This window comes from Rhodoglobus sp. GW821-FHT12B09 (assembly GCF_058809925.1).
Genome location: NZ_JBXATB010000001.1, coordinates 534,440 through 553,994, shown reverse-complemented (window position 1 = coordinate 553,994; position 19,555 = coordinate 534,440). Strand labels below are relative to the sequence as shown.

Annotated in this window: 17 protein-coding genes; 6 read left to right on the top strand and 11 right to left on the bottom strand. The window is 70.1% G+C overall.

Annotation, left to right across the window (positions count from 1 at the left end; all coding sequences use genetic code 11):
• The first annotated feature begins 66 nt into the window (after nucleotides 1-66).
• The 4 genes from AC1RTC_RS02770 (at nucleotide 67) to AC1RTC_RS02755 (ending at nucleotide 3,599) form a co-directional block, all read left to right on the top strand.
• Nucleotides 67-993 (top strand): ACP S-malonyltransferase, encoded by a 927-nt coding sequence (locus tag AC1RTC_RS02770; protein WP_493153926.1) that lies wholly within the window; start codon nucleotides 67-69, stop codon nucleotides 991-993.
• Between the two features lie 3 nt (nucleotides 994-996).
• Nucleotides 997-1,995, top strand: coding sequence for a beta-ketoacyl-ACP synthase III (locus AC1RTC_RS02765; RefSeq protein WP_493153925.1), 999 nt, complete (start codon nucleotides 997-999; stop codon nucleotides 1,993-1,995).
• A 43-nt stretch (nucleotides 1,996-2,038) separates the two neighbouring features.
• The gene (locus tag AC1RTC_RS02760) at nucleotides 2,039-2,287 is read left to right on the top strand and encodes an acyl carrier protein (protein WP_309617721.1); all 249 of its coding nucleotides are present in this window, start codon (nucleotides 2,039-2,041) and stop codon (nucleotides 2,285-2,287) included.
• Between the two features lie 73 nt (nucleotides 2,288-2,360).
• The gene (locus AC1RTC_RS02755) at nucleotides 2,361-3,599 is read left to right on the top strand and encodes a beta-ketoacyl-[acyl-carrier-protein] synthase family protein (RefSeq protein WP_493153924.1); all 1,239 of its coding nucleotides are present in this window, start codon (nucleotides 2,361-2,363) and stop codon (nucleotides 3,597-3,599) included.
• A 120-nt stretch (nucleotides 3,600-3,719) separates the two neighbouring features.
• Here AC1RTC_RS02755 and AC1RTC_RS02750 read toward each other — a convergent pair whose 3' ends face one another.
• Nucleotides 3,720-3,872, bottom strand: coding sequence for a hypothetical protein (locus AC1RTC_RS02750; protein WP_493153923.1), 153 nt, complete (start codon nucleotides 3,870-3,872; stop codon nucleotides 3,720-3,722).
• Nucleotides 3,872-4,351, bottom strand: coding sequence for a DUF3145 domain-containing protein (locus tag AC1RTC_RS02745; protein ID WP_493154274.1), 480 nt, complete (start codon nucleotides 4,349-4,351; stop codon nucleotides 3,872-3,874). The genes AC1RTC_RS02750 and AC1RTC_RS02745 overlap by 1 nt, the downstream gene beginning before the upstream one ends.
• 234 nt (nucleotides 4,352-4,585) lie before the next feature.
• Between AC1RTC_RS02745 and AC1RTC_RS02740 the strand changes: the two genes are divergently transcribed.
• The gene (locus AC1RTC_RS02740; protein ID WP_493153922.1) at nucleotides 4,586-5,794 is read left to right on the top strand and encodes a glycosyltransferase family 4 protein; all 1,209 of its coding nucleotides are present in this window, start codon (nucleotides 4,586-4,588) and stop codon (nucleotides 5,792-5,794) included.
• Here the strand turns inward: AC1RTC_RS02740 and AC1RTC_RS02735 are convergent.
• From AC1RTC_RS02735 to aceA, 9 genes are all read right to left on the bottom strand, one after another.
• Nucleotides 5,734-6,288 (bottom strand): PadR family transcriptional regulator, encoded by a 555-nt coding sequence (locus AC1RTC_RS02735; protein WP_493153921.1) that lies wholly within the window; start codon nucleotides 6,286-6,288, stop codon nucleotides 5,734-5,736. The two genes, AC1RTC_RS02740 and AC1RTC_RS02735, sit on opposite strands and share 61 nt — an antisense overlap.
• Before the next feature lie 16 nt (nucleotides 6,289-6,304).
• Entirely contained in the window at nucleotides 6,305-7,948 is a 1,644-nt protein-coding gene (locus tag AC1RTC_RS02730; protein ID WP_493153920.1) for a bifunctional 3'-5' exonuclease/DNA polymerase, read from the bottom strand.
• Nucleotides 7,949-7,973: 25 nt separating this feature from the next.
• Entirely contained in the window at nucleotides 7,974-8,381 is a 408-nt protein-coding gene (locus tag AC1RTC_RS02725; RefSeq protein WP_493153919.1) for a DUF779 domain-containing protein, read from the bottom strand.
• Nucleotides 8,382-8,557: 176 nt separating this feature from the next.
• Nucleotides 8,558-10,081, bottom strand: a complete 1,524-nt coding sequence (gene exaC, locus AC1RTC_RS02720; RefSeq protein ID WP_493153918.1) for an acetaldehyde dehydrogenase ExaC — start codon at nucleotides 10,079-10,081, stop codon at nucleotides 8,558-8,560.
• A gap of 95 nt (nucleotides 10,082-10,176) precedes the next feature.
• The gene (locus AC1RTC_RS02715) at nucleotides 10,177-11,454 is read right to left on the bottom strand and encodes an HNH endonuclease signature motif containing protein (RefSeq protein ID WP_493153917.1); all 1,278 of its coding nucleotides are present in this window, start codon (nucleotides 11,452-11,454) and stop codon (nucleotides 10,177-10,179) included.
• A 54-nt stretch (nucleotides 11,455-11,508) separates the two neighbouring features.
• Nucleotides 11,509-12,789: a GAF domain-containing protein gene (locus AC1RTC_RS02710; RefSeq protein ID WP_493153916.1), complete on the bottom strand. Its 1,281-nt coding sequence runs from the start codon at nucleotides 12,787-12,789 to the stop codon at nucleotides 11,509-11,511.
• Nucleotides 12,790-12,826: 37 nt separating this feature from the next.
• Nucleotides 12,827-14,767 carry an acyltransferase family protein gene (locus tag AC1RTC_RS02705; protein ID WP_493153915.1) on the bottom strand — a complete coding sequence of 647 codons (1,941 nt, stop codon included), beginning with the start codon at nucleotides 14,765-14,767 and terminating at the stop codon, nucleotides 12,827-12,829.
• 95 nt (nucleotides 14,768-14,862) lie between these two features.
• On the bottom strand, nucleotides 14,863-16,464 hold the full coding sequence (gene aceB / locus AC1RTC_RS02700; protein ID WP_493153914.1) for a malate synthase A: 1,602 nt from the start codon (nucleotides 16,462-16,464) through the stop codon (nucleotides 14,863-14,865).
• A 98-nt stretch (nucleotides 16,465-16,562) separates the two neighbouring features.
• Complete coding sequence (gene aceA / locus AC1RTC_RS02695) at nucleotides 16,563-17,876, bottom strand: isocitrate lyase (RefSeq protein ID WP_493153913.1); 1,314 nt, start codon at nucleotides 17,874-17,876, stop codon at nucleotides 16,563-16,565.
• Between the two features lie 158 nt (nucleotides 17,877-18,034).
• Between aceA and AC1RTC_RS02690 the strand changes: the two genes are divergently transcribed.
• Nucleotides 18,035-19,465, top strand: a complete 1,431-nt coding sequence (locus AC1RTC_RS02690; protein ID WP_493153912.1) for a helix-turn-helix domain-containing protein — start codon at nucleotides 18,035-18,037, stop codon at nucleotides 19,463-19,465.
• Nucleotides 19,466-19,555: the final 90 nt, after the last annotated feature.

The window sequence follows — 19,555 nt, the reverse complement described above, 5'->3', positions numbered from 1 at the left end:
ACGATTCGCACCGTTCTTCGGATGTTCGGCCCTGCAGACCGGGCCAATCGTTGGCACACTAGAGAAGTGATCGTCATCGTCGCGCCCGGACAGGGCTCCCAGACTCCCGGTTTTCTCGCACCCTGGCTCGAGCTCCCCGGTGTGGCCGAGCAACTCGGCGCCATCTCCGACGGCGTCGGCATCGACCTCGTCGCGCACGGCACGACCAGCGACGCCGACTCGATCCGCGACACGAAGGTCGCCCAGCCCCTCATCGTCGCGGCGGGCCTGGTGACCCTCGCGGCCCTCGGCGACCGCCGCGCGCAGGTCGGCGGCATCGCGGGCCACTCCGTCGGCGAGGTCACCGCGGCGGCGGGCGCCGGCATCCTGAGCGAGACGGACGCCGTCAGCTTCGTGCGCGAGCGCGGACGGGCGATGGCGGATGCCGCGGCCCTCGAGCCCACGGGAATGTCCGCCGTGATCGGCGGCGACGAGGCCGCCCTGCTGGAGCGCCTCGCCGAGCTGGGCCTCTCGCCCGCCAACTTCAACGGCGGCGGACAGATCGTCGTGGCCGGCGCGCTCCCCGCCCTCGCCGAGCTCGCCGAGAACCCGGTCGCCGGCACGCGGGTAATCCCGCTGCAGGTGGCCGGTGCGTTCCACACCCGGTACATGCAGCCCGCCGTCGACGGCCTCGAGCTGTTCGCCGCGGGCCTCGAGAAGCACGACCCGACGCTGCCGATCTGGACCAACCGCGACGGCTCGCGCATCGAGAGCGGCACGCACTTCGTCGACCTCATGGTCGGCCAGGTCTCCTCCCCCGTACGCTGGGACCTCGTCATGGAGTCCTTCGCCGCCGCCGGCGTCACCGGCATCATCGAGCTCGCCCCCGCGGGCGCTCTCGTGGGCCTCGCCAAGCGCGGGCTCAAGGGCGTGCCCACCGTGGCGGTCAAGACCCCGGACGACCTGTCCGCGGCCTTCGAACTCATCGATTCTGATTCATCGGACGGGAAGTAGCTCGTGCCTACCCTCAAGCAGTCCCACGGCGTGGAGTTCACGCGCATCTACAGCTACGGCGCCGCCCGCGGCGACCTCGTGGTGCCCAACGACGACCTCGTCGGCCCGATCAACTCGAGCGACGAGTGGATCCGCCAGCGCACCGGCATCATCACGCGCACCCGCGCCTCCGAGGGCATCCTCGCCCTCGACCTTGCGACCGAGGCCGCGCAGGAGGCCATCGCGAAGTCGGGGGTCGCCCCCGAGCTGATCGACCTCGTGATCGTCGCGACCATCGGCAACGTGCAGCAGACGCCCTCCATGTCGGCGGTGCTCGCCGACCGCGTGGGCGCCAACCCCGCGGCGGCGTACGACTCGAACGCGGCCTGCGCCGGCTTCAGCTACGGAGTGACCCAGGCGGATGCCCTCATCCGCAGCGGCGCGGCGCACTACGCGCTCGTGGTGGGCGCCGAGAAGCTCAGCGACATCGTCGACCCCACGGACCGGACGATCTCGTTCCTCCTGGGCGACGGCGCCGGTGCCGTCGTGATCGGGCCGAGCGACTTCCCCGGCATCGCCGCTCCCGTGTGGGGCTCCGACGGCTCGAAGGCCGACGCGGTGGGCATGGACTACAACCTCGTGGACTTCCGCGAGGGCCGGGCGAAGTGGCCGACCCTCCGCCAGGACGGCCAGACGGTGTTCCGCTGGGCCGTCTGGGAAATGGCAAAGGTGGCCAAGCGCGCCCTCGAGGTCGCCGGCATCACCGCCGACGATCTCGCCGCCTTCGTCCCGCACCAGGCGAACATGCGCATCATCGACGAGCTCGCCAAGCAGCTCAAGCTGCCGGAGAGCGTCATCATCGGCCGCGACATCGAGACGACGGGCAACACCAGCGCCGCCTCGATCCCGCTCGCGACGCACCGGCTCCTGCAGGAGCATCCCGAGCTCAGCGGCGGCCTGTGCCTGCAGATCGGTTTCGGCGCGGGCCTCGTGTTCGGCGCCCAGGTAGTAGTGCTGCCCTAAACTGGGCAGCGGTCAAAATACACATCCCCAAGGAGATAACACAATGGCATTGTCCACCGAAGAAGTCCTGGCCGGCCTGGCCGAACTCATCAACGACGAGACCGGCATCGCGACGGACACCGTCGAGCTGGACAAGTCGTTCACCGACGACCTGGACATCGACTCGATCTCGATGATGACCATCGTCGTCAACGCCGAGGAGAAGTTCGACGTGAAGATCCCCGACGAAGAGGTCAAGAACCTCAAGACCGTCGGCGACGCCGTGAGCTTCATCACCGGCGCCCAGGGCTAGCAGTACCCCCTCGAGTGGCCGGGCACGCAGCCTGGCCACTCGATAGGACAGTGTTCTCGACACAGGATGTGACATGACCAAGAAGATCGTTGTAACAGGCATCGGCGCCACCTCGCCCCTCGGCGGAACCGCCCCCGAATCATGGGCCGCGCTACTCGCCGGCGAGTCGGGCGCGCACACCCTGCAGCACGACTGGGTGGCCGAGCTCGAGCTCCCCGTGACCTTCGCCGCGGAGGCGAAGGTGCGCCCCGAGGAGGTGCTCGAGCGCGTCGAGTCGAAGCGGCTCGACCCCTCGAGCCAGTTCGCCCTCATCTCGGCACGCGAGGCCTGGGCCGACGCGGGCTCGCCCGATGTCGACCCGATCCGCGTGGGCGTGGACTACTCCACCGGCATCGGCGGCCTCTGGACGCTGCTGGACGCCTGGGACACCCTCAAGGCCAAGGGCCCGCGCCGCGTGCTCCCCATGACGATCCCGATGCTCATGCCCAATGCCGCGGCTGCCGCGATCAGCATGTCGATCCCGTCGCGCGCCTACGCCCGCACGGACGTCTCCGCCTGCGCGTCGAGCACCGAGGCCATCGCCAACGCCTACATGCACCTGCAGGAGGGCCTCGCCGACGTCGTGCTCGCCGGCGGCACCGAGGCGGTCGTCCACCCGCTCCCGATCGCCGCATTCGCCTCGATGCAGGCGCTCTCCAAGCGCAACGACTCCCCCGCCACGGCCTCCCGTCCCTACGACGTCTCCCGTGACGGCTTCGTGCTCGGCGAGGGCGCCGGCACGATCGTGCTGGAGACCGAGGAGCACGCGCTCGCGCGCGGCGCCCGCATCTATGCGGAGCTGGCGGGCGGCTCGGTGACGAGCGACTCGTACCACATCACCGCCCCCGATCCCGAGGGCTCGGCCGCGGCCCGCGCCATGCTCGCCGCCCTCAAGCAGGCCGGGGCCTCTCGCGAGGACGTCGTGCACATCAACGCGCACGCCACCAGCACCCCGGTGGGCGACATCGCCGAGTACAACGCCATGCTGCGCGTCTTCGGCGACCACCTGCCGAACATCGCGGTCTCCGCGACCAAGGGCGCCACGGGCCACCTGCTCGGCGGTACGGGTGCTCTCGAGGCGATCTTCACGATCCTCGCCCTGCACAACCGCACGGCACCCCCGACGATCAACCTCACCGAGCAGGATCCCGAGATCCCGCTCGACGTCGTGACGTCGCCGCGCCCGCTCGGTGACGGCCCGCTGCTCGCCCTGAGCAACTCGTTCGGGTTCGGCGGGCACAACTCCGTCGTAGCCTTCCGCAGCTACAACTAGGTTTCGATGCGAGCGCCGGAGCGCTCCACTCAACCCGCTCGGCCATCAAGGACTCGATGAGGCTGGGGCGGCCATCCGTGGCCACTCCCCAGCCTCATCGACTCCCGAATGACAGCCCGACTAGATCGGGCGGCACCCGTCGTGGATGAAACACTCGCCCCCGAAGCTGAGCAGGTCGTCCTCTGTGACCAAGCGCTCAAGCTGTTCCATGTCGATGAGTGACGGAGCCACTTCCTCGACGAGCTCCACGAGCTCCCTGTTCAACGTGTCCATCAGCCCACCTGGTGCAGCCACACGACTGCGCTGTCCTGGCTCGCGTGGCGGAATGCCTCGAGCTCGTCGTCCCACGCCTGGCCGAGCGCCAGCCGCAGCTCACGGTGGAGTTCGATCGCGTTCGCGCCGGCGACGTCCATCGCGTAGCGGATGCGGTCCTCCGGGATCACCGTGTTGCCCACGGTGTCGGTCTGGGCGAAGAAGATGCCGAGGTCCGGCGTGTGCATCCACCGACCCCCGTCAGTGCCGAGCCCGGCATCCTCTGTCACCTCGTACCGCAGGTGCTCCCACCCGCGAAGCGCAGAGGCGAGCTTCGCCCCGGTGCCTCGTGGGCCCTCCCAGTAGAACTCCGTGCGCTGAGAGCCGGGCAGCACAGGCTGCGGGTCCCAGTCGAAATTGACGGCACGCTCGAGGGCGCGACCAGCTGCCCACTCGATGTGTGGGCAGAGCGCACGAGGAGCGGAGTGCACGAATAGCACTCCGCGAGCGTTAGGCAATGCAGTCACGATTTCTCCGTTCCGTTGGATGCGACTTCCCCATCGACCCGTGGAACAGAGTGTGTGACGTGTTAAGTTGTGCGGCTAACCGCTGGGGCCATTATCGCGGATAGCGTGCACGAATTACAAGCGTGTGATTGATGAAGATTCGCTCAGGGCCGTTGCATAGACTCGGGTCTGGCCACAGGCGTCTGGCCACGATCGGGGAGGAGCCGGATGCGCATCGCCATCGTGAGCGACTTCTACCTCGACTACGTCGGCGGGCTCCAGACGTCCATGCGCGAGCAGGTGACCGCACTCGAGTCGGCCGGGCACGAGGTTGTCCTCATCTCCATGGCCCGCACCGAGGGGACCCAGAACGGGCTGCAGCTGCGTCCCGCCTGGACCGTGCCCGGCGTCCTGCTGCCGGTCAAGGGTGCCACGCGGAAGCTCGTGGCCCGGCTCGTCGCCTACCTCCGTTCCGAGCGCATCGACGTCGTGCACGTGCAGACGGAGTTCGGGCTGGCTCACGCCGCGATCTCCGCGGCGCACGAGCTGGGCATCCCGGCAGTCCACACCGTGCACACCTTCTACTGGCAGACCACGGGCATCGGCCCGGTGATCGCGACCCCGCTCATGCGGTACGGCCTGCAGTACGTGATGCGGCAGCGGATCCCCCGGCGCAGGTTCGTGCCCCGCGCACCCGACAACCTCCTCCGCAACGTGACCCTCGCTCTCGCGCTGCGCGCCGACACGGTGGTGTCGCCCTCGGCACACCAGGCTGACGATCTGCGCGCCGCCGGCGTCCAGCACGTCGTGGCGGTGCCCAACCCGATCGCCCGCTCCCCCCGGCCGCCGCAGCTGCTGGCAACTCCGGCGCGCCCGCGGTTCCTCTGGGTGGGCCGCTGCGAGGCGGAGAAGCGGCCGCTCGTCTTCGCGGAGGCGGTGCTCGAGGCGCTGCGCCGCACCGGTGACGGCTTCGACGTGGACTTCGTGGGCGACGGCGCCGAGCTCTCCGCGCTGCGCCGGCTCGTGGCCGGGCACCCCCAGGTCACCGTGCACGGCGGACTCGACCACGACACGGTGATCGACCTCATGGACGCGTCGTCGGCGGTCGCCCTCACCTCGGACGGCTTCGACAACCAGCCCATGACGATCGCCGAGGCATCCAGCCGCTATCGCGGTGTTCTGTACTGCGACCCGAAGTTGCGCGAAGGCCTCAGCCACTCGGGCTATCTTGCGAGCGGGCCGGATGCCGCGGCTCTCGCCGACGCGCTGGTGCACCTGGTCACGAGCCCGACGGCCCTGCTCGAGCTCTCGGCCGGCGCCCGCACAGACAGTGCGACGTTCTCGGGTGCGGCGTACGTGGAGCGGATCCTCGACGCCTACGGCAGCGCGACCGTCGCGGGGCGGCCGCGGCGGGGCGGCTCGGCCTCCAGACCGTAGGGCACCGCCTCGGCGAGGAGGGCCTCACAGCGGTCGAGCCACTGCAGTTCGGCCTCTGCCGCCAGGGCCAGGGCGTCGCCCACGAGCCGCTCGGCGAGGGTGGCGTGCTCGCGGGCGAGGTGCTCCGCGAGCGACTCGGTCGCCCGTGACCGCTGCGCGGCGATGAGCGCCGCCGGGTCCGCGCCCGGGAGCGTGAGCGCGAGTGCGAGCTTCGCGGCGAGCTCGTCGCGGGCCGGCGGCGGCACGGGATCGGCCAGCCATGCCCGGGCGGCGCTGCGGCCGGCATCCGTGATGTCGTAGAAGACGTGCCCCGCCGCGTCTGTCTCGCCCTTCGTCACCAGCCCGTCGCGCTCGAGGCGCTCGAGCGTCGCGTAGACCTGCCCGACGTTGAGCGGGGAGGGCGCGGCGGTGCGGCGCTCGAACTCCAGGCGCAGCTGGTAGCCGTAGCACGGGCCCAGCTCGAGGATCGCGAGCAGGCTCTGGCGGATCGACATGCATACACGGTATGCCCTACTTGGCCTGCCCGTAGTTGTCGACACTCGCGATCGTGAGCGGGAACGTGACGGGGAGGTCGCCGAAAAGCAGCTTTCCGGCTTCCGCCGCGGCCTCCGCCAGGATCACGCGGACCGGCTCGGCGAGAGCTGCCGGCGTGTGCACGACGACCTCGTCGTGGAGGAAGAACACCAGGTGCGGGGCATCGGTGAACCAGCCGTCGTCGAGCTCGCGCAGACGGCGGCGGATGCTCGCCATCCAGCACAGCGCCCACTCCGCCGCGGTGCCCTGCACGATGAAGTTGCGGGTGAACCTGCCCCACGACCGCGACCGCTCCCGCGCCCGCGAGGTGTCGGCCTCGCTGCGGGCCTCGCTCCAGCCCTCGAACCGCTGGCCCGGCGGGGAGCTTCGGCCGAGCATCGTCGTGACGATCTCGCCGCGCTCCCCCGCGCGGGCCGCCTCCTCCACCATCGCGATCGCGCGCGGGTAGGCCTTGGCGAGCCGGGGCATGAGCCTGCCGCTCTCGCCCGTGGTCGCGCCGTACATCGCGCCGAGCATCGCGATCTTCGCCTGGTCGCGCGTCTCGACGGCACCGCTCGCGACGATGCCCGCGTACAGGTCGCCGGCGGCACCCGCCTCCACCATGCCGCGGTCGGCGGCCATGGCGGCGAGGATGCGCGGCTCGAGCTGGGAGGCGTCCGCCACCACGAGCTTCCAGCCGTCGTCGGCCACCACGGCGCCGCGCACCTGCTTAGGGAGCTGCAGCGCTCCCCCGCCGCTGGTCGCCCAGCGGCCCGTGACCACGCCGCCGGGAACGTAGTCGGGCCGGAACCGTCCGTCCACCACCCACGTGTCGAGCCAGTGCCAGCCGTTCGCCGAGAGCAGCCGCGCGAGCTTCTTGTACTCGAGCAGGGGCGGGATCGCGGGGTGCTTCAGCTGCTTCAGCTCCCACGACCGCGTGCTCGTGGCCTGGAGCCCCGCCACCCCGAGCGCCTTCAACAAATCTGCAGGAGAATCCGGGTTCAGCTCGGGTGATTCGAGCTTTTCGCGCACCACATGGAGAATCTCCTGCAATTTCTGCGGGCGGGCACCCTCACGCGGGCGGGGGCCGAGGATCTCCTCGAGGATGCGGTCGTGGGCATCGGCACGCCACGGGAGGCCCGCGAACCGCATCTCCGCGGCGATGAGCGCGCCCGCGGACTCGGCGGCGAGCAGGCGCTGGATGCGGCCGGGCTCCGCCGCGGTGGCCACGGCGGCGCGCTGCAGGGTGAACTCGGCGAGGGGGTCCGCTACCACCGGCAACTCGGGGGCCTCGAGGTCGAACAGGGCCTCGCCCGAGTCGGGCCGGGGCGCGGCGGCGGCCGGGGCATCCCACACCCCCTGCGGGGCGGTCGCGAGTGCGGACCCCGCGGTGAGCGTCGAGGAGCGCAGGATCGCGTGGCACAGCCGCAGGTCGAAGCAGCGCTCGACGCGGATGCCCGCCGCGAGCAGCTCGGGATACCAGGTAGCGGTGTCGTCCCACACCCAGCGCGGACGCTGCTTCTCCTCTGTGGCGACGAACGCCGCGAGGTCGGCGACGTACTCAACACCCAAGGCGCCGCCCGCGTCACTCAGCCGCGCCGCCATCGTCCTCGAGTCGACGCGGGCGAGGACGATGAACACGCCCCCAGTCTGCCGTGTCCGGGTGTCACACGAAGGGCGTAGCGGTCTCCATGAGCCGGGAGCGGATGAGGAACCGCACCCCCTCCGGCCCCTCCAGCGAGAAGCCGCTGCCCCTGCCCTTCACAACGTCGACGGTGAGAAAGGTGTGGCTCCAGTACTCGAACTGCTCCCTCGACATCCAGAAGTCGATCGGCTGCGGCTCACCGCCGGGGACGGCGATGTCGAAGACCCCGAGCAGGATGTCGCTCTCCCCCGTCCAGAAGTCGCCAGCGGCGAAGCACATGGGCGAACTGCCGTCGCAGCACCCGCCGGACTGGTGGAACATCAGCGGGCCGTGCTGCGCCCACAGCGCTCGGAGCAGGTCCACACTCTCCGCGGTGAGGGCGACGCGCGGCAGCGTCTCGCCAGGAATGACTACTGATGCTTCGATCACCGTGGCTCCTGCACTGTCGGCTCCTGCACTGTCGGCTCCTGCACTGTCGGCTCCTGCACTGTCGGCTCCTGCGCGCTGGTTCACCTCCTGCACTCTGGCTCACCTGCTGCGGCTCCGCAGGGAGTATCCGGCGGCCGATCGCCCCTGGCAGGGACCGGCCGCCGGACGGCGATGGGCTAGAAGAAGCCGAGCTTGTTCTCCGAGTAGCTCACCAGCAGGTTCTTCGTCTGCTGGTAGTGGTCGAGCGCGAGCGAGTTGTTCTCGCGGCCGATGCCTGAGCTCTTGTACCCGCCGAACGCGGCGCCCGCGGGGTACGCGTGGTAGTTGTTCACCCACACGCGGCCTGCCTGGATGTCGCGGCCCGCACGGTACGCCACGTTGCCGTTGCGCGACCAGACTCCGGCGCCGAGCCCGTACAGGGTGTCGTTGGCGATCGCGATCCCGTCGTCGTAGTCGTCGAAGCTCGTGACCGCGACCACCGGACCGAAGATCTCCTCCTGGAACAGGCGCATCTTGTTGTGCCCCTCGAAGATGGTCGGCTCGACGTAGTAGCCGTCGGTAAGGTCCCCGCCGAGGTCCACGCGCGAGCCGCCGAGCGCCAGCTTCGCACCCTCCTGCTTGCCGATGTCGATGTAGCTCAGAATCTTCTCGAGCTGGTCGTTCGACGCCTGGGCACCGACCTGGGTGTCGGTGTCGAGCGGGTTGCCCTGCACGACCGTCTTGGTCCGCTCGATCGCATCGCCGAGGAACGAGTCGTAGATGGGCTTCTGGATGAGGGCGCGCGACGGGCAGGTGCACACCTCGCCCTGGTTGAACGCGAAGAGCACGAAGCCCTCCTGCGCCTTGTCGTAGAACGCGTCGTTCTTCTCGGCGACGTCGGAGAAGAACAGGTTCGGGCTCTTGCCGCCCAGTTCGAGCGTGGCCGGGATGATGTTCGCCGAAGCGTACTGCAGGATGAGCCGGCCCGTGGTGGTCTCGCCCGTGAACGCGATCTTGCGGATGCGCGGGCTCGAGGCCAGCGGCTTGCCCGCCTCGGCACCGAAGCCGTTGACGATGTTGAGCACCCCGTGCGGAAGGATGTCGCCGATGAGCTCGATGAGCACGAGGATCGAGACCGGGGTCTGCTCCGCGGGCTTGAGCACGATGGCGTTGCCTGCGGCGAGGGCGGGCGCGAGCTTCCATACCGCCATGAGGATCGGGAAGTTCCACGGGATGATCTGGCCGACGACGCCCAGCGGCTCTTTGTAGTGGTACGCCGTCATGTCGCCGTCCATCTCGGCGAAGTGCCCCTCCTGGGCCCGGATGACCGCGGCGAAGTAGCGGAAGTGGTCGGCCGCGAGTGGCAGGTCCGCGTTGAGCGGTTCACGGATGGGCTTGCCGTTGTCCCACGTCTCGGCGACCGCGAGCAGCTCGAGGTTCGCGTCGATCACGTCGGCGATCTTGTTGAGCACCGCCGCGCGCTCGGTGGTGGAGGTCTTTCCCCAAGCGGGGGCCGCCTTGTGCGCGGCGTCGAGGGCTGCCTCAATGTCTTCGGCAGTTCCGCGAGCGACTTCGGCGAACGGCTTGCCATTGACGGGCGAGATGTCCTCGAAGTACTGGCCCTTGACGGGCTTCACCCAGCCACCCCCGATCCAGTGCTCGTAGCGAGGCTTGAAGGTGACCTTGGCGCCCGCGGTACCTGGTGCGGCGTAGATCGTCATGGGTGACTCCTGTCGACATCGTTGTCAGCCAGGTTCCTGGCATGGTGCGACGCTACGAGCGCGCAGGTTGCACCAAGGTTGCAGAAGGTTGCGAGCTAGAGCCGCTCGGCAGGTATCGGGGCGCGGCGCGGATCGACCGACGCGGGAGGGATGAAGGTGTACTCCCCCGCGTTCTCCTCGATCTCCCACCCGTTGTTGTGCATCAGCATGTGGTGATGTCGGCAGAGCAGCACTCCGCGCGCGATGTCTGTCGTACCCTCATCCCTCGCCCAGAAGTCGATGTGGTGGGCCTCGCACCAGCCAGGAGGCCGATCACAACCGGGGAAGATGCAACCACCATCACGTGCCGCAAGTGCAATGCGCTGCCGCCAGGTGAACAGCCTCTCCGCCCGGCCGACATCGAGCGGCTGGGTCTCGTCGAAGAGCACGGGAACGTAGCCACCGCCGCAGGCCAGACGGGTCGCCGTCGCCAGCGAGACCGTGGCGGTCTGCCCTTCGATGCGCGCGGACCCGGCGCCCGCCTGCAGCTCGGCGAGAGCGACGTGCACCCGCAGGGTCGGAGCAGTCGTGCCGAACAGCGAGCCCTTGTCTGCCCTGGTCGCCAGCGTGATCATGTCGACGAGGGCGTCGGCGGTGAGCTGGTCGGTGGTGCGCGGGTCGTTGACGATGCGCTCGGACCGGGCCACCGCCTCGGCGTCGACGAACCGCGGCCCGCCCCGGCGAGGTGCGGTGATCGAGTCCACTGCAGCGACGACGACCGCCGCGGACTCCGGATCGAGCAGGCCGATGATCTTCGTCATCCCGTCGAGCTGGGGAATGAGCCGCAGGAACCGCTTCTCCCGCAGCAGCGCCTCGCGGTCGGCCACGCCGTCGACGTCGAGGTCGTCGCGGATCGAGCGCGCGGCGGCGGCCACCCGCTCGGGAGTGGTCTGGCCCGCCACCGCCACGAGGCGAGCAGCAGCATCCGTAAGGTCATCGCTGCTCACCGACTCGCCGGGCGCACCGAGGCCGGCGACGATGCCGTCCGCCGCAGCGATCGAGAGCTCGCCAGACGCCACGGCCGACGCGACGGGAGACAGCCAAGGCGCTGAGCCATCGAGAGCGGTGCCCACCCGGATGAGCGCCCTCGCCTCGGAGCGGGTGACGCCCGCGACGCGCTGCACGAGCGCCTCCGGCGTGCGGCTACCCGCGCGCTGCGCGAGACCGGAGTACCCGAGCTCCGGCGCCGAGCGCCTACCGACCTCGGCCGAGACCCGCGCGCTCAGCGCATCGAGCTCGCGGCGCGACGCCGCGATAGACGACTGCAGCGACAAGAGCGCAGCGTCATCAAGCTTTTCGAGGTGATCCGGCACGATCACTGAGGTGACCGTCATACGAAGAGGTTATCAGATATTCGAACATATATTCGAGACTGTGGACAACCCGGATCAGCGCAACTCCTGCTCGATCCGCTCGATCCGCGCGACGACGGCGGCCCGCTTGGGCGACTTGGGCGGCAGAAGCGCGAGGCACGCGCGCCACACCTCGACGTCATAGGCCGCGTCATCCGTGCGCGCGTACTCGAGGAGGGTGTCGACAGACGCGTCGGAGAGGAGCGACTCGCGGAGGCGGGACGACACCTCCGCCCGGATCGCACGGATGCCCGTCGCCGACGACGCCGGAAGCAGCGCGCCCGAGTACCCCGCTAGGGCGACCCGGTGTGCTCCTCGGTCGAGGAAGGCCAGCACCCGCTGCGCGTCGAGGTCGAGCCGGCGCGGCAGGCGGTACGGCCGGGAGGTCGGCTCGAGCGCGGGATCGACCGCCGCGACCGCGCGGCGCAGCCGCACCATCTCGGGCCGCAGTGTCTCGACCGTGCAGTCGAGAAGCCCGGCGAGCGCTTCGGCAGACAGCCCGCCCGGATGCCACGCCAGCAGCGTGAGTATCTCGGCGTGCCGTGTGCTGAGCTCCGCCGAGCGTGCGCCCGAGCGCAGGCGGCCGCCCTCGGTGCCCAGCACGTCGAGTGAGGGCTCGGGAACGGCGCGCTGCACAGTCCGGCGCGGCCGCGACGCGAGCTCGTCGAGCCGGCGGATGCGCAACTCGGCCTCCACGGCGGCGACCGCGGCCTCCATGAGCGGCAGCGTGGCCGGCGCGACCGCGGCATCCGTGCCGGTGATGTCGATGACGCCGAGCATCGCGCCGGTGCCGGGGTCGTGCACGGGCACTGCCGTGCAGCTCCAGGGGTGCACTATGCGGTTGAAGTGCTCTGCACCCTGGATCTGGATTCCGTGGTCGAGCGCGAGCGCGGTGCCCGGAGCGCTCGTACCGACCGCGCGCTCCGACCAGTCCGCGCCCTCCACGAAGAGCATGTCCTCGGCCTTGCGGCGCAGAGTGCGATCGCCGTCGATCCAGAGCAGGCGGCCGTCCTGGTCGCCGACGGCGACGATGAGGCCCGCGTCGAACGTGTGGCGGATGAGCAGCCGGTGGATCGTGGGCAGCGCGAGGGAGAGTGGGTGGGCATCGCGGTAGGCACGCAGCTCGTCGTCGTCGAGGTCGATGCCCGCGAGCAGGCGGTCGGGGTCGAGGGCGAGTTGCAGCGAGCGCTCCCACGACTCGGCGACGAGCCGCCGCACGCCGGGAGCCGCTACGCCGGAGTCGACAGCGAGTTCGTGGGCCTGGGCCGTGCGGGCGCGCGCCGCGGCATCCGGTGTGATGATCCACGGGCTGGACACGGGCACTCCGATCGGCGGTGGTCGAGGTGCAGGAAGTCTAACCCCGCAGGCTCGCCTCGACCGCGGCGCCGAGGTACGGCGCCAACGACCGCGAGAACGTCGCGGTGAGGTGGTGGTCGTCGAAGTACACGACGACTCCCCCGATCACCGAGTGACATGTCTCCGAACCGCAGAGGTAGGGCATCAGCGAGAGGCTCCGGATGCCCGGGGTCGCCGATCCCGCCCGGCTCTCCACATTGGCGTCCTCTAGCGCGTCCGCCGACCGCGGCAGAGCGCACGGGTCGTACTCGGCGGCGTGCCGGTACACGCACTCCGGTGCCGGCACCGGCTTCGTCCCTGGCACATCCCCCACCACCATGACGGCCTTGCCCGACGCCTCCACGGCGGCGAGGTTGGCCGAGATGTTCGACTGCAGTGCGGCCTCGGTCTCGGCGGAGGGGTGCGGCGCCGTCAGGTAGTGCAGCGCGTTCTTGTGCGAGACGAACAGCACGGCGTCGAGGGTGGGGTCGCTCGTCAGCTCCTGCAGGACGTTCGCCGTCCACGCGGCGCACGCCGGCCCGCCCGACCCGCTCGCGTCGACAGTGGAGACCCCGAGACAGTCAGTCTTGCGGAACAGCACCACCCGCCAGTCGTGCTCGATCGCATAGGCCTCCAGGCCCGGGATGAGGGCGCCGGCGTGCGAGTTGCCGACCACCGCGATCGTCCGCACCGGATGGTCGACGCCGAACTCGCACCGCACTACCGCCGTGCCGTTCGAGTTGCACGGGGTGGTGCCGAGGATTCCGTGGTCCTGCGCCGCGAAGGCCGTGTCCACTCCCGCCGCGGAGAACGGGGACGGGCAGTCAGCGACCATGGCGGCCGCCCCGAAGCACTTGTCGGAGGCCAGGCGCTGCTCGGCTGAGGCGGCGGACGCCGAGACGCCCGCCTGCACGGTCGCCCACGTCGCCGAGCCGGCGAGCACCACGACCAGCGCGGCGGCGAGCGCGAGCCGGTAGGGGCGGCGGACTCTCCGGCGCAGCGGAGCCTCGACGAACCGCGTGGTCGCCCACGCGAGCACGAGGGTGGCGGGCAGCGCGAGGAGCGGCCACCACCAGCCGAGCACCGGCAGCACCACCAGGAGCGGCCAGTGCCAGAGGTAGACCGAGTAGGAGATGTCGCCGACGAACTGCAGGGGGCGCAGTTCGGCGACGCGGTTGGCCCCGCCCGCGATGACGAGCAGGGCGCCCGCGACCGGCAGCAGCGCCGTCGCCCCCGGGAACGGCGTGCCGCCCGAGTAGAGCAGCGCAGCGGCGGCGATGAGGGCGACGCCGGCCAGCGACATCCACCTCGACTTCAGGGCCGGGGCGAACGACAGCAGCCCGCCGAGGGCGAACTCCCACGCGCGGCCGCCGGTGTTGAAGTAGCCGGACGGGTTGCCGGTGAGCACCACCGAGTAGACGAACGACCCGGCCGCCAGCACGGCGAACGCAGCGATCACGACACCCCGGCGACGGCGGCCGAGCAGCACCGCGGCCAGGAGCACGAACGGCCAGACGAGGTAGAACTGCTCCTCGACGGAGAGCGACCAGTAGTGCTGCACGAGCGTCGGCGTGCCCTCCGCCGCGAGGTAGTCGACCGAGCCCGCCGCGAGCACCCAGTTCTGCACGTACAGCGCGCTGGCGCCGATCTGCACGACGGTCTCCTGCCACAGGGAGCGGGGCACGAGGGCGAGCATGAGCACGAGAGAGGCAACGAGCACGAGGGATGCCGCGGGCAGCAGTCGCCGGATCCGCCGGGCCCAGAAGCCCCGCAGCGAGATCCGACCGGTGCGCGACGCCTCCGACCACAGGCTCCCGGTGATCAGGTACCCGGAGATGACGAAGAACACGTCGACGCCGACGTAGCCGCCCGGGAGGGAATCCGGCCAGAAGTGGAAGACGACCACCAGCCCCACGGCCACCGCCCGCAGCGCCTGGATCTCGGGGCGGAAGGCGGACATCGAAGTCAACCGTACGCGGGTTGAGCGGGCCGCTCGCGGCCGTATCGAAACCGGCAGTCGAACATCCGGTTTCGATACGGCGCTGGAGCGTCTGCTCACGCCACGAGAGCGGGCTCCCGGTTCTCCACGAGGTACCGCGTGTACGCCGTGATCGTGAGGAAGGTCGGGAAGTCCTCCTCGAGGGTCACGGCACGGAACACCTCTCCCGCCGCGTCGAACTCGGGGCGCCCGGCGAGCACCTCCGCGAGCTCGCGCTCGACCAGCTCGCGGGTGATCAGGGTGCCCTCGGCGGTTGTCACGCGCTGGTGCATCCACTGCCACAGCTGGCCGCGGCTGATCTCGGCGGTGGCCGCGTCCTCCATGAGGTTGTCGATCGCCGCCGCGCCCACGCCCCGCAGCCAGCTCTCGATGTACCGCACCGCGATCGACACGTTCGCGCGAACGCCGGCGTCGGTTACGCGCCCGTCGATCCGGAGGTCGAGCAGGTCGTCGGCGGTCACGTGCACGTCGTCGCGCTGTCGGTCGAGCTGGTTCGGGCGGTCGCCCAGCACCGCGTCGAACTCGGCGCGCGCCGTGGCCACCAGGTCGGGGTGGGCCACCCAGGTTCCGTCGAAGCCGTCGGTGGCCTCGCGCAGCTTGTCGCTCGACACGGCATCTAGCGCTCGGGCGGTCACCTCGGGGTCGCGGCGGTTCGGGATGAACGCGCTCATGCCCCCGATGGCGTGCGCGCCGCGCTTGTGGCACGTCTTGACGAGGAGCTCGGTGTACGCGCGCATGAACGGTACCGTCATCGTGATCGCCGAGCGGTCCGGCAGGGTGAAGCTCGCGCCACGCCCCCGGAAGTTCTTGATGATCGAGAAGATGTAGTCCCAGCGGCCCGCGTTGAGGCCGGCGCAGTGCTCGCGCAGCTCGTAGAGGATCTCCTCCATCTCGAACGCCGCCGAGATCGTCTCGATCAGCACCGTCGCGCGGACCGTGCCGTGCTCGATGCCGAGCGCGTTCTCCGAGAACGTGAAGATGTCGTCCCAGAGCCGCGCCTCGAGGTGGTTCTCGAGCTTCGGCAGGTAGAAGTACGGGCCCGATCCGGTGGCGATGAGCTCCGCGGCGTTGTGGAAGAAGTACAGGCCGAAGTCGGTGAGGCTCGCACTCGCCGGAGCGCTCTGCCCCGCCCGGTCGGTGTAGCGCAGGTGCTTCTCCACGAGGTGCCACCCGCGCGGGCGGAACACGATGGTCGGGGTGGTCTCCCCCAGCGCGTACTCCTTGCCCTCGTCCGAGGTGAAGTCGATCTGCCGGCGGATTGCGTCCTGCAGGTTCAGCTGGCCGTCGATGACGTTCGCCCAGGTCGGGCTCATGGCGTCCTCGTGGTCGGCGAGCCAGACCTTCGCGCCCGAGTTCATGGCGTTGACCGTCATCTTGCGGTCGGTGGGGCCGGTGATCTCCACCCGGCGGTCCTCCAGCCCGGGGCCGGCGCCCGCGACCCGCCACGTCGGCTCGTCGCGCACGGCGGCGGTCTCCGGAAGGAACCGCAGTCCGCGGCCGTTGTCGATGTGCCGCCGGGTGTGCATGCGCGCGGCCAGTCGCTCCTGCCGGCGGCCAGCGAACTGGTCGTGCAGGCGAGTGAGGAAGCGGAGGGCATCCGGGGTCAGTATCTCGTCGTAGCGCTCGGGGAGGTCTCCGAGGATCTCGATGTGGGTCATTGCCAAGCCTTTCGTTGTAGTGGTGGGTTGAGTAGCGCCCTCTGGGGCGCGTATCGAAACCGTCGGTGAGGTTTCGATACGCGCCGCGGGCGGCCTACTCAACCCGCGTGGAACTGCGCGGTCTCGGTGCTGCCGACGAGGGCGAGCGTCTCGCTGTCGGGGTTGAGCGCCGTGGCGATCCGGTCGAAGTAGCCGGTGCCGACCTCGCGCTGGTGGCGCGTGGCTGTGTAGCCGTCCTGTTCGGACGCGAACTCTGCCTCCTGCAGCTCCACGTACGCGCTCATGTGGCGCTGCGAGTAGTCCCTCGCGAGCGTGTACATCGAGTGGTTGAGCGCGTGGAACCCCGCGAGGGTGATGAACTGGAACGCGTACCCCATCGCCGCCAGCTCGCGCTGGAACGCGGCGATCTGGGCGTCGTCGAGGTGGCGCTTCCAGTTGAAGGACGGCGAGCAGTTGTAGGCGAGCTTCTTGCCAGGGAACTCCTTGTGGATGCTCTCCGCAAAGGTGCGCGCCAGCTCGATGTCGGGCTCCGCCGACTCCACCCACAGCAGGTCGGCGTAGGGCGCGTAGGCGTGGCCGCGGGCCAGCACGGTCTGGATGCCGGGCGTGGTGCGGTAGAAGCCCTCGCTGGTGCGGTCGCCGGTGAGGAACTGCTTGTCGCGGTCGTCAACGTCGCTCGTGATGAGGTCGGCGGCGAGCGAGTCGGTGCGGGCAACGATCACGGTGGGAACTCCCGCGACGTCGGCGGCGAGCCGCGCGGCGTTCAGCGTACGGATGTGCTGGCTCGTGGGGACGAGCACCTTGCCGCCCATGTGGCCGCACTTCTTCTCCGAGGCGAGCTGGTCCTCCCAGTGCACGCCCGCCGCACCGGCCTCGATCATGGAGCTCATAAGCTCGTAGGCGTTGAGCGGGCCGCCGAAACCGGCCTCCGCATCGGCGACGATCGGGGCGAGCCAGTCGGTGCCCGACCTGCCCTCGCTGTGCTCGATCTGGTCGGCCCGCAGCAGCGCGTTGTTGATCCGGCGAACTACCGCCGGCACCGAGTTCGCCGGGTACAGCGACTGGTCGGGGTAGGTCTGCCCCGACAGGTTCGCGTCGGCCGCCACCTGCCACCCGCTCAGGTAGATCGCCTTGAGCCCCGCGCGCACCTGCTGCACGGCCTGGTTGCCCGTGAGGGCCCCGAGGGCGGGAACCCACTCCTCGGTGCCATCCTCACCCCCGTGGATGAGCCGCCACAGGTTCTCCGCACCGCGCCTGGCGAGCGTGCGCTCCTCGCGGACGGTGCCGCGCAGGGCGATGACGTCCTCCGCGCTGTAGTCGCGCTGGATGCCGTTCCACCGCGCGTCGGTCTTCCACTCGCCCTCGAGCTGGGCTGCGGTCTGGGCCTGGTCGCCCGGTCGTGTGTTTGTCATGAGAACTCCTTCGTCTCTTCGACTCTGCGGCCAGCGCCATGGTTCTTCTCCGAGATTTGCGGCAGAATTACTTGAATTCTTCTGTTTCCCGGAAGAAGACCGTCGAGGAGGACGCTGTGACCGAACCAGGCTCCGCGACAGCGGCGCAGGATGATGACATGCTCGATTCCCTGACCGTCGGCCGTCGCATCCGGCAGCTCCGCACTGATCGCGGGCTCACGCTCGACGACCTCGGTGCTGCGCTCGGCCGCGCCGCCTCGCAGGTCTCCGTGATCGAGAACGGCAAGCGCGAGCTGAAGCTGGGTGAGCTGCAGAAGCTCGCGCGCATCCTCCAGGTGGGCATGGACGACCTGCTGAGCCCGGATGCCCCGAGCAAACGCGCGGCCCTCGAGATCGCCCTCGAGCGCGCGCAGCGCGGGCCGCTCTACGCCTCACTCCCCCTGCCGGCGCTGCCGGTGCGCAAGACGCTCAGCGATGAGGCGATCGAGACCATCCTCGGGCTGCACGACGAGCTGCAGCGCCTGCACCGCGAGCGCGCGGCGACGCCGGAGGAGGCGCGCCGCGCCAACACCGAGCTGCGGCGCTCGATGCGCAAGCGCAACAACTACTTCCCCGACCTGGAGCGCACGGCCAAGGAGCTCCTCGACGCCGTGGGCCACGCCGGCGGCCCCCTGTCGCAGCGCGTGGCCTCCGACCTCGCCACCCACCTCGGGTTCTCGCTGCACTACGTGCCCGACCTGCCGGGCTCGACCCGCAGCGTCACCGACCTGCGCAACGGCCGCATCTACCTGCCGGTGGGCGAGGCGGCGGGCAGCGACCCCCGCTCGACCCTGCTGCAGGCGCTCGCAAGCCACGTGCTCGGCGTCACCGAGCCGAAGGACTACGCGGACTTCCTCCGCCAGCGCGTCGAGACCAACTACCTCGCGGGCGCCCTCATGGTGCCCGAGCACACCGCGGTGTCGTTCCTGCAAGCGGCGAAGGAGAAGCGCGAGCTCTCCGTGGAGGACCTGCGCGACGCGTTCGCCGTGAGCTACGAGACCGCCGCCCACCGGTTCACGAATCTCGCGACGCAGCACCTCGGGGTGCCCGTGCACTTCCTCAAGGTGCACGAGAGCGGCACCATCTCGAAGGCCTACGAGAACGACAATGCGGCATTCCCCACGGATGCCCTCGGCGCCGTCGAGGGCCAGCTCGTGTGCAGGTACTGGAGTGCGCGCCAGGTGTTCGACGTCGCCGACCGCTTCAGCCCGTACCACCAGTACACGGACAAGCCGGGCGGCACCTACTGGTGCACCTCGCGCATCCAGTCGACCGCCCGCGGCGACTTCTCGGTGAGCGTGGGCACGCCGTTCGCGCACGCCAAGTGGTTCCGCGGGCGCGACACCGCCAACCGCCAGACCTCGACGTGCCCGGATGAGTCGTGCTGCCGTCGCCCGCCCGCCGGGCTCGCGGGCCGCTGGGCGCAGCACGCGCTGCCGAGCGCGCGGCTCAACAGCTCGTTGCTCGCGGCGATGCCGACCGGGATGTACCCGGGCGTCGACTCGACGGAGGTCTACGAGTTCCTAGACGCGCACTCGCCGGTTGAGTAGGCCGCCCGCGGCCGTATCGAAACCCGGTTTTCGATACGCGCGCCAGAGCGCGCTACTCAACCCGCTCACTCGCCGGTTGAGTAGGCCGCC

What these genes read in the sequence shown, in the direction of transcription:
- AC1RTC_RS02760 (WP_309617721.1), top strand. Translation starts at nt 2,039, where the DNA reads ATGGCATTGTCCACCGAAGAAGTCCTGGCCGGCCTGGCCGAACTCATC.
- AC1RTC_RS02755 (WP_493153924.1), top strand. Translation starts at nt 2,361, where the DNA reads ATGACCAAGAAGATCGTTGTAACAGGCATCGGCGCCACCTCGCCCCTC.
- AC1RTC_RS02750 (WP_493153923.1), bottom strand. Translation starts at nt 3,872, where the DNA reads ATGGACACGTTGAACAGGGAGCTCGTGGAGCTCGTCGAGGAAGTGGCT.
- AC1RTC_RS02740 (WP_493153922.1), top strand. Translation starts at nt 4,586, where the DNA reads ATGCGCATCGCCATCGTGAGCGACTTCTACCTCGACTACGTCGGCGGG.
- AC1RTC_RS02735 (WP_493153921.1), bottom strand. Translation starts at nt 6,288, where the DNA reads ATGTCGATCCGCCAGAGCCTGCTCGCGATCCTCGAGCTGGGCCCGTGC.
- exaC (WP_493153918.1), bottom strand. Translation starts at nt 10,081, where the DNA reads ATGACGATCTACGCCGCACCAGGTACCGCGGGCGCCAAGGTCACCTTC.
- AC1RTC_RS02715 (WP_493153917.1), bottom strand. Translation starts at nt 11,454, where the DNA reads ATGACGGTCACCTCAGTGATCGTGCCGGATCACCTCGAAAAGCTTGAT.
- AC1RTC_RS02705 (WP_493153915.1), bottom strand. Translation starts at nt 14,767, where the DNA reads ATGTCCGCCTTCCGCCCCGAGATCCAGGCGCTGCGGGCGGTGGCCGTG.
- aceB (WP_493153914.1), bottom strand. Translation starts at nt 16,464, where the DNA reads ATGACCCACATCGAGATCCTCGGAGACCTCCCCGAGCGCTACGACGAG.
- aceA (WP_493153913.1), bottom strand. Translation starts at nt 17,876, where the DNA reads ATGACAAACACACGACCGGGCGACCAGGCCCAGACCGCAGCCCAGCTC.
- AC1RTC_RS02690 (WP_493153912.1), top strand. Translation starts at nt 18,035, where the DNA reads ATGCTCGATTCCCTGACCGTCGGCCGTCGCATCCGGCAGCTCCGCACT.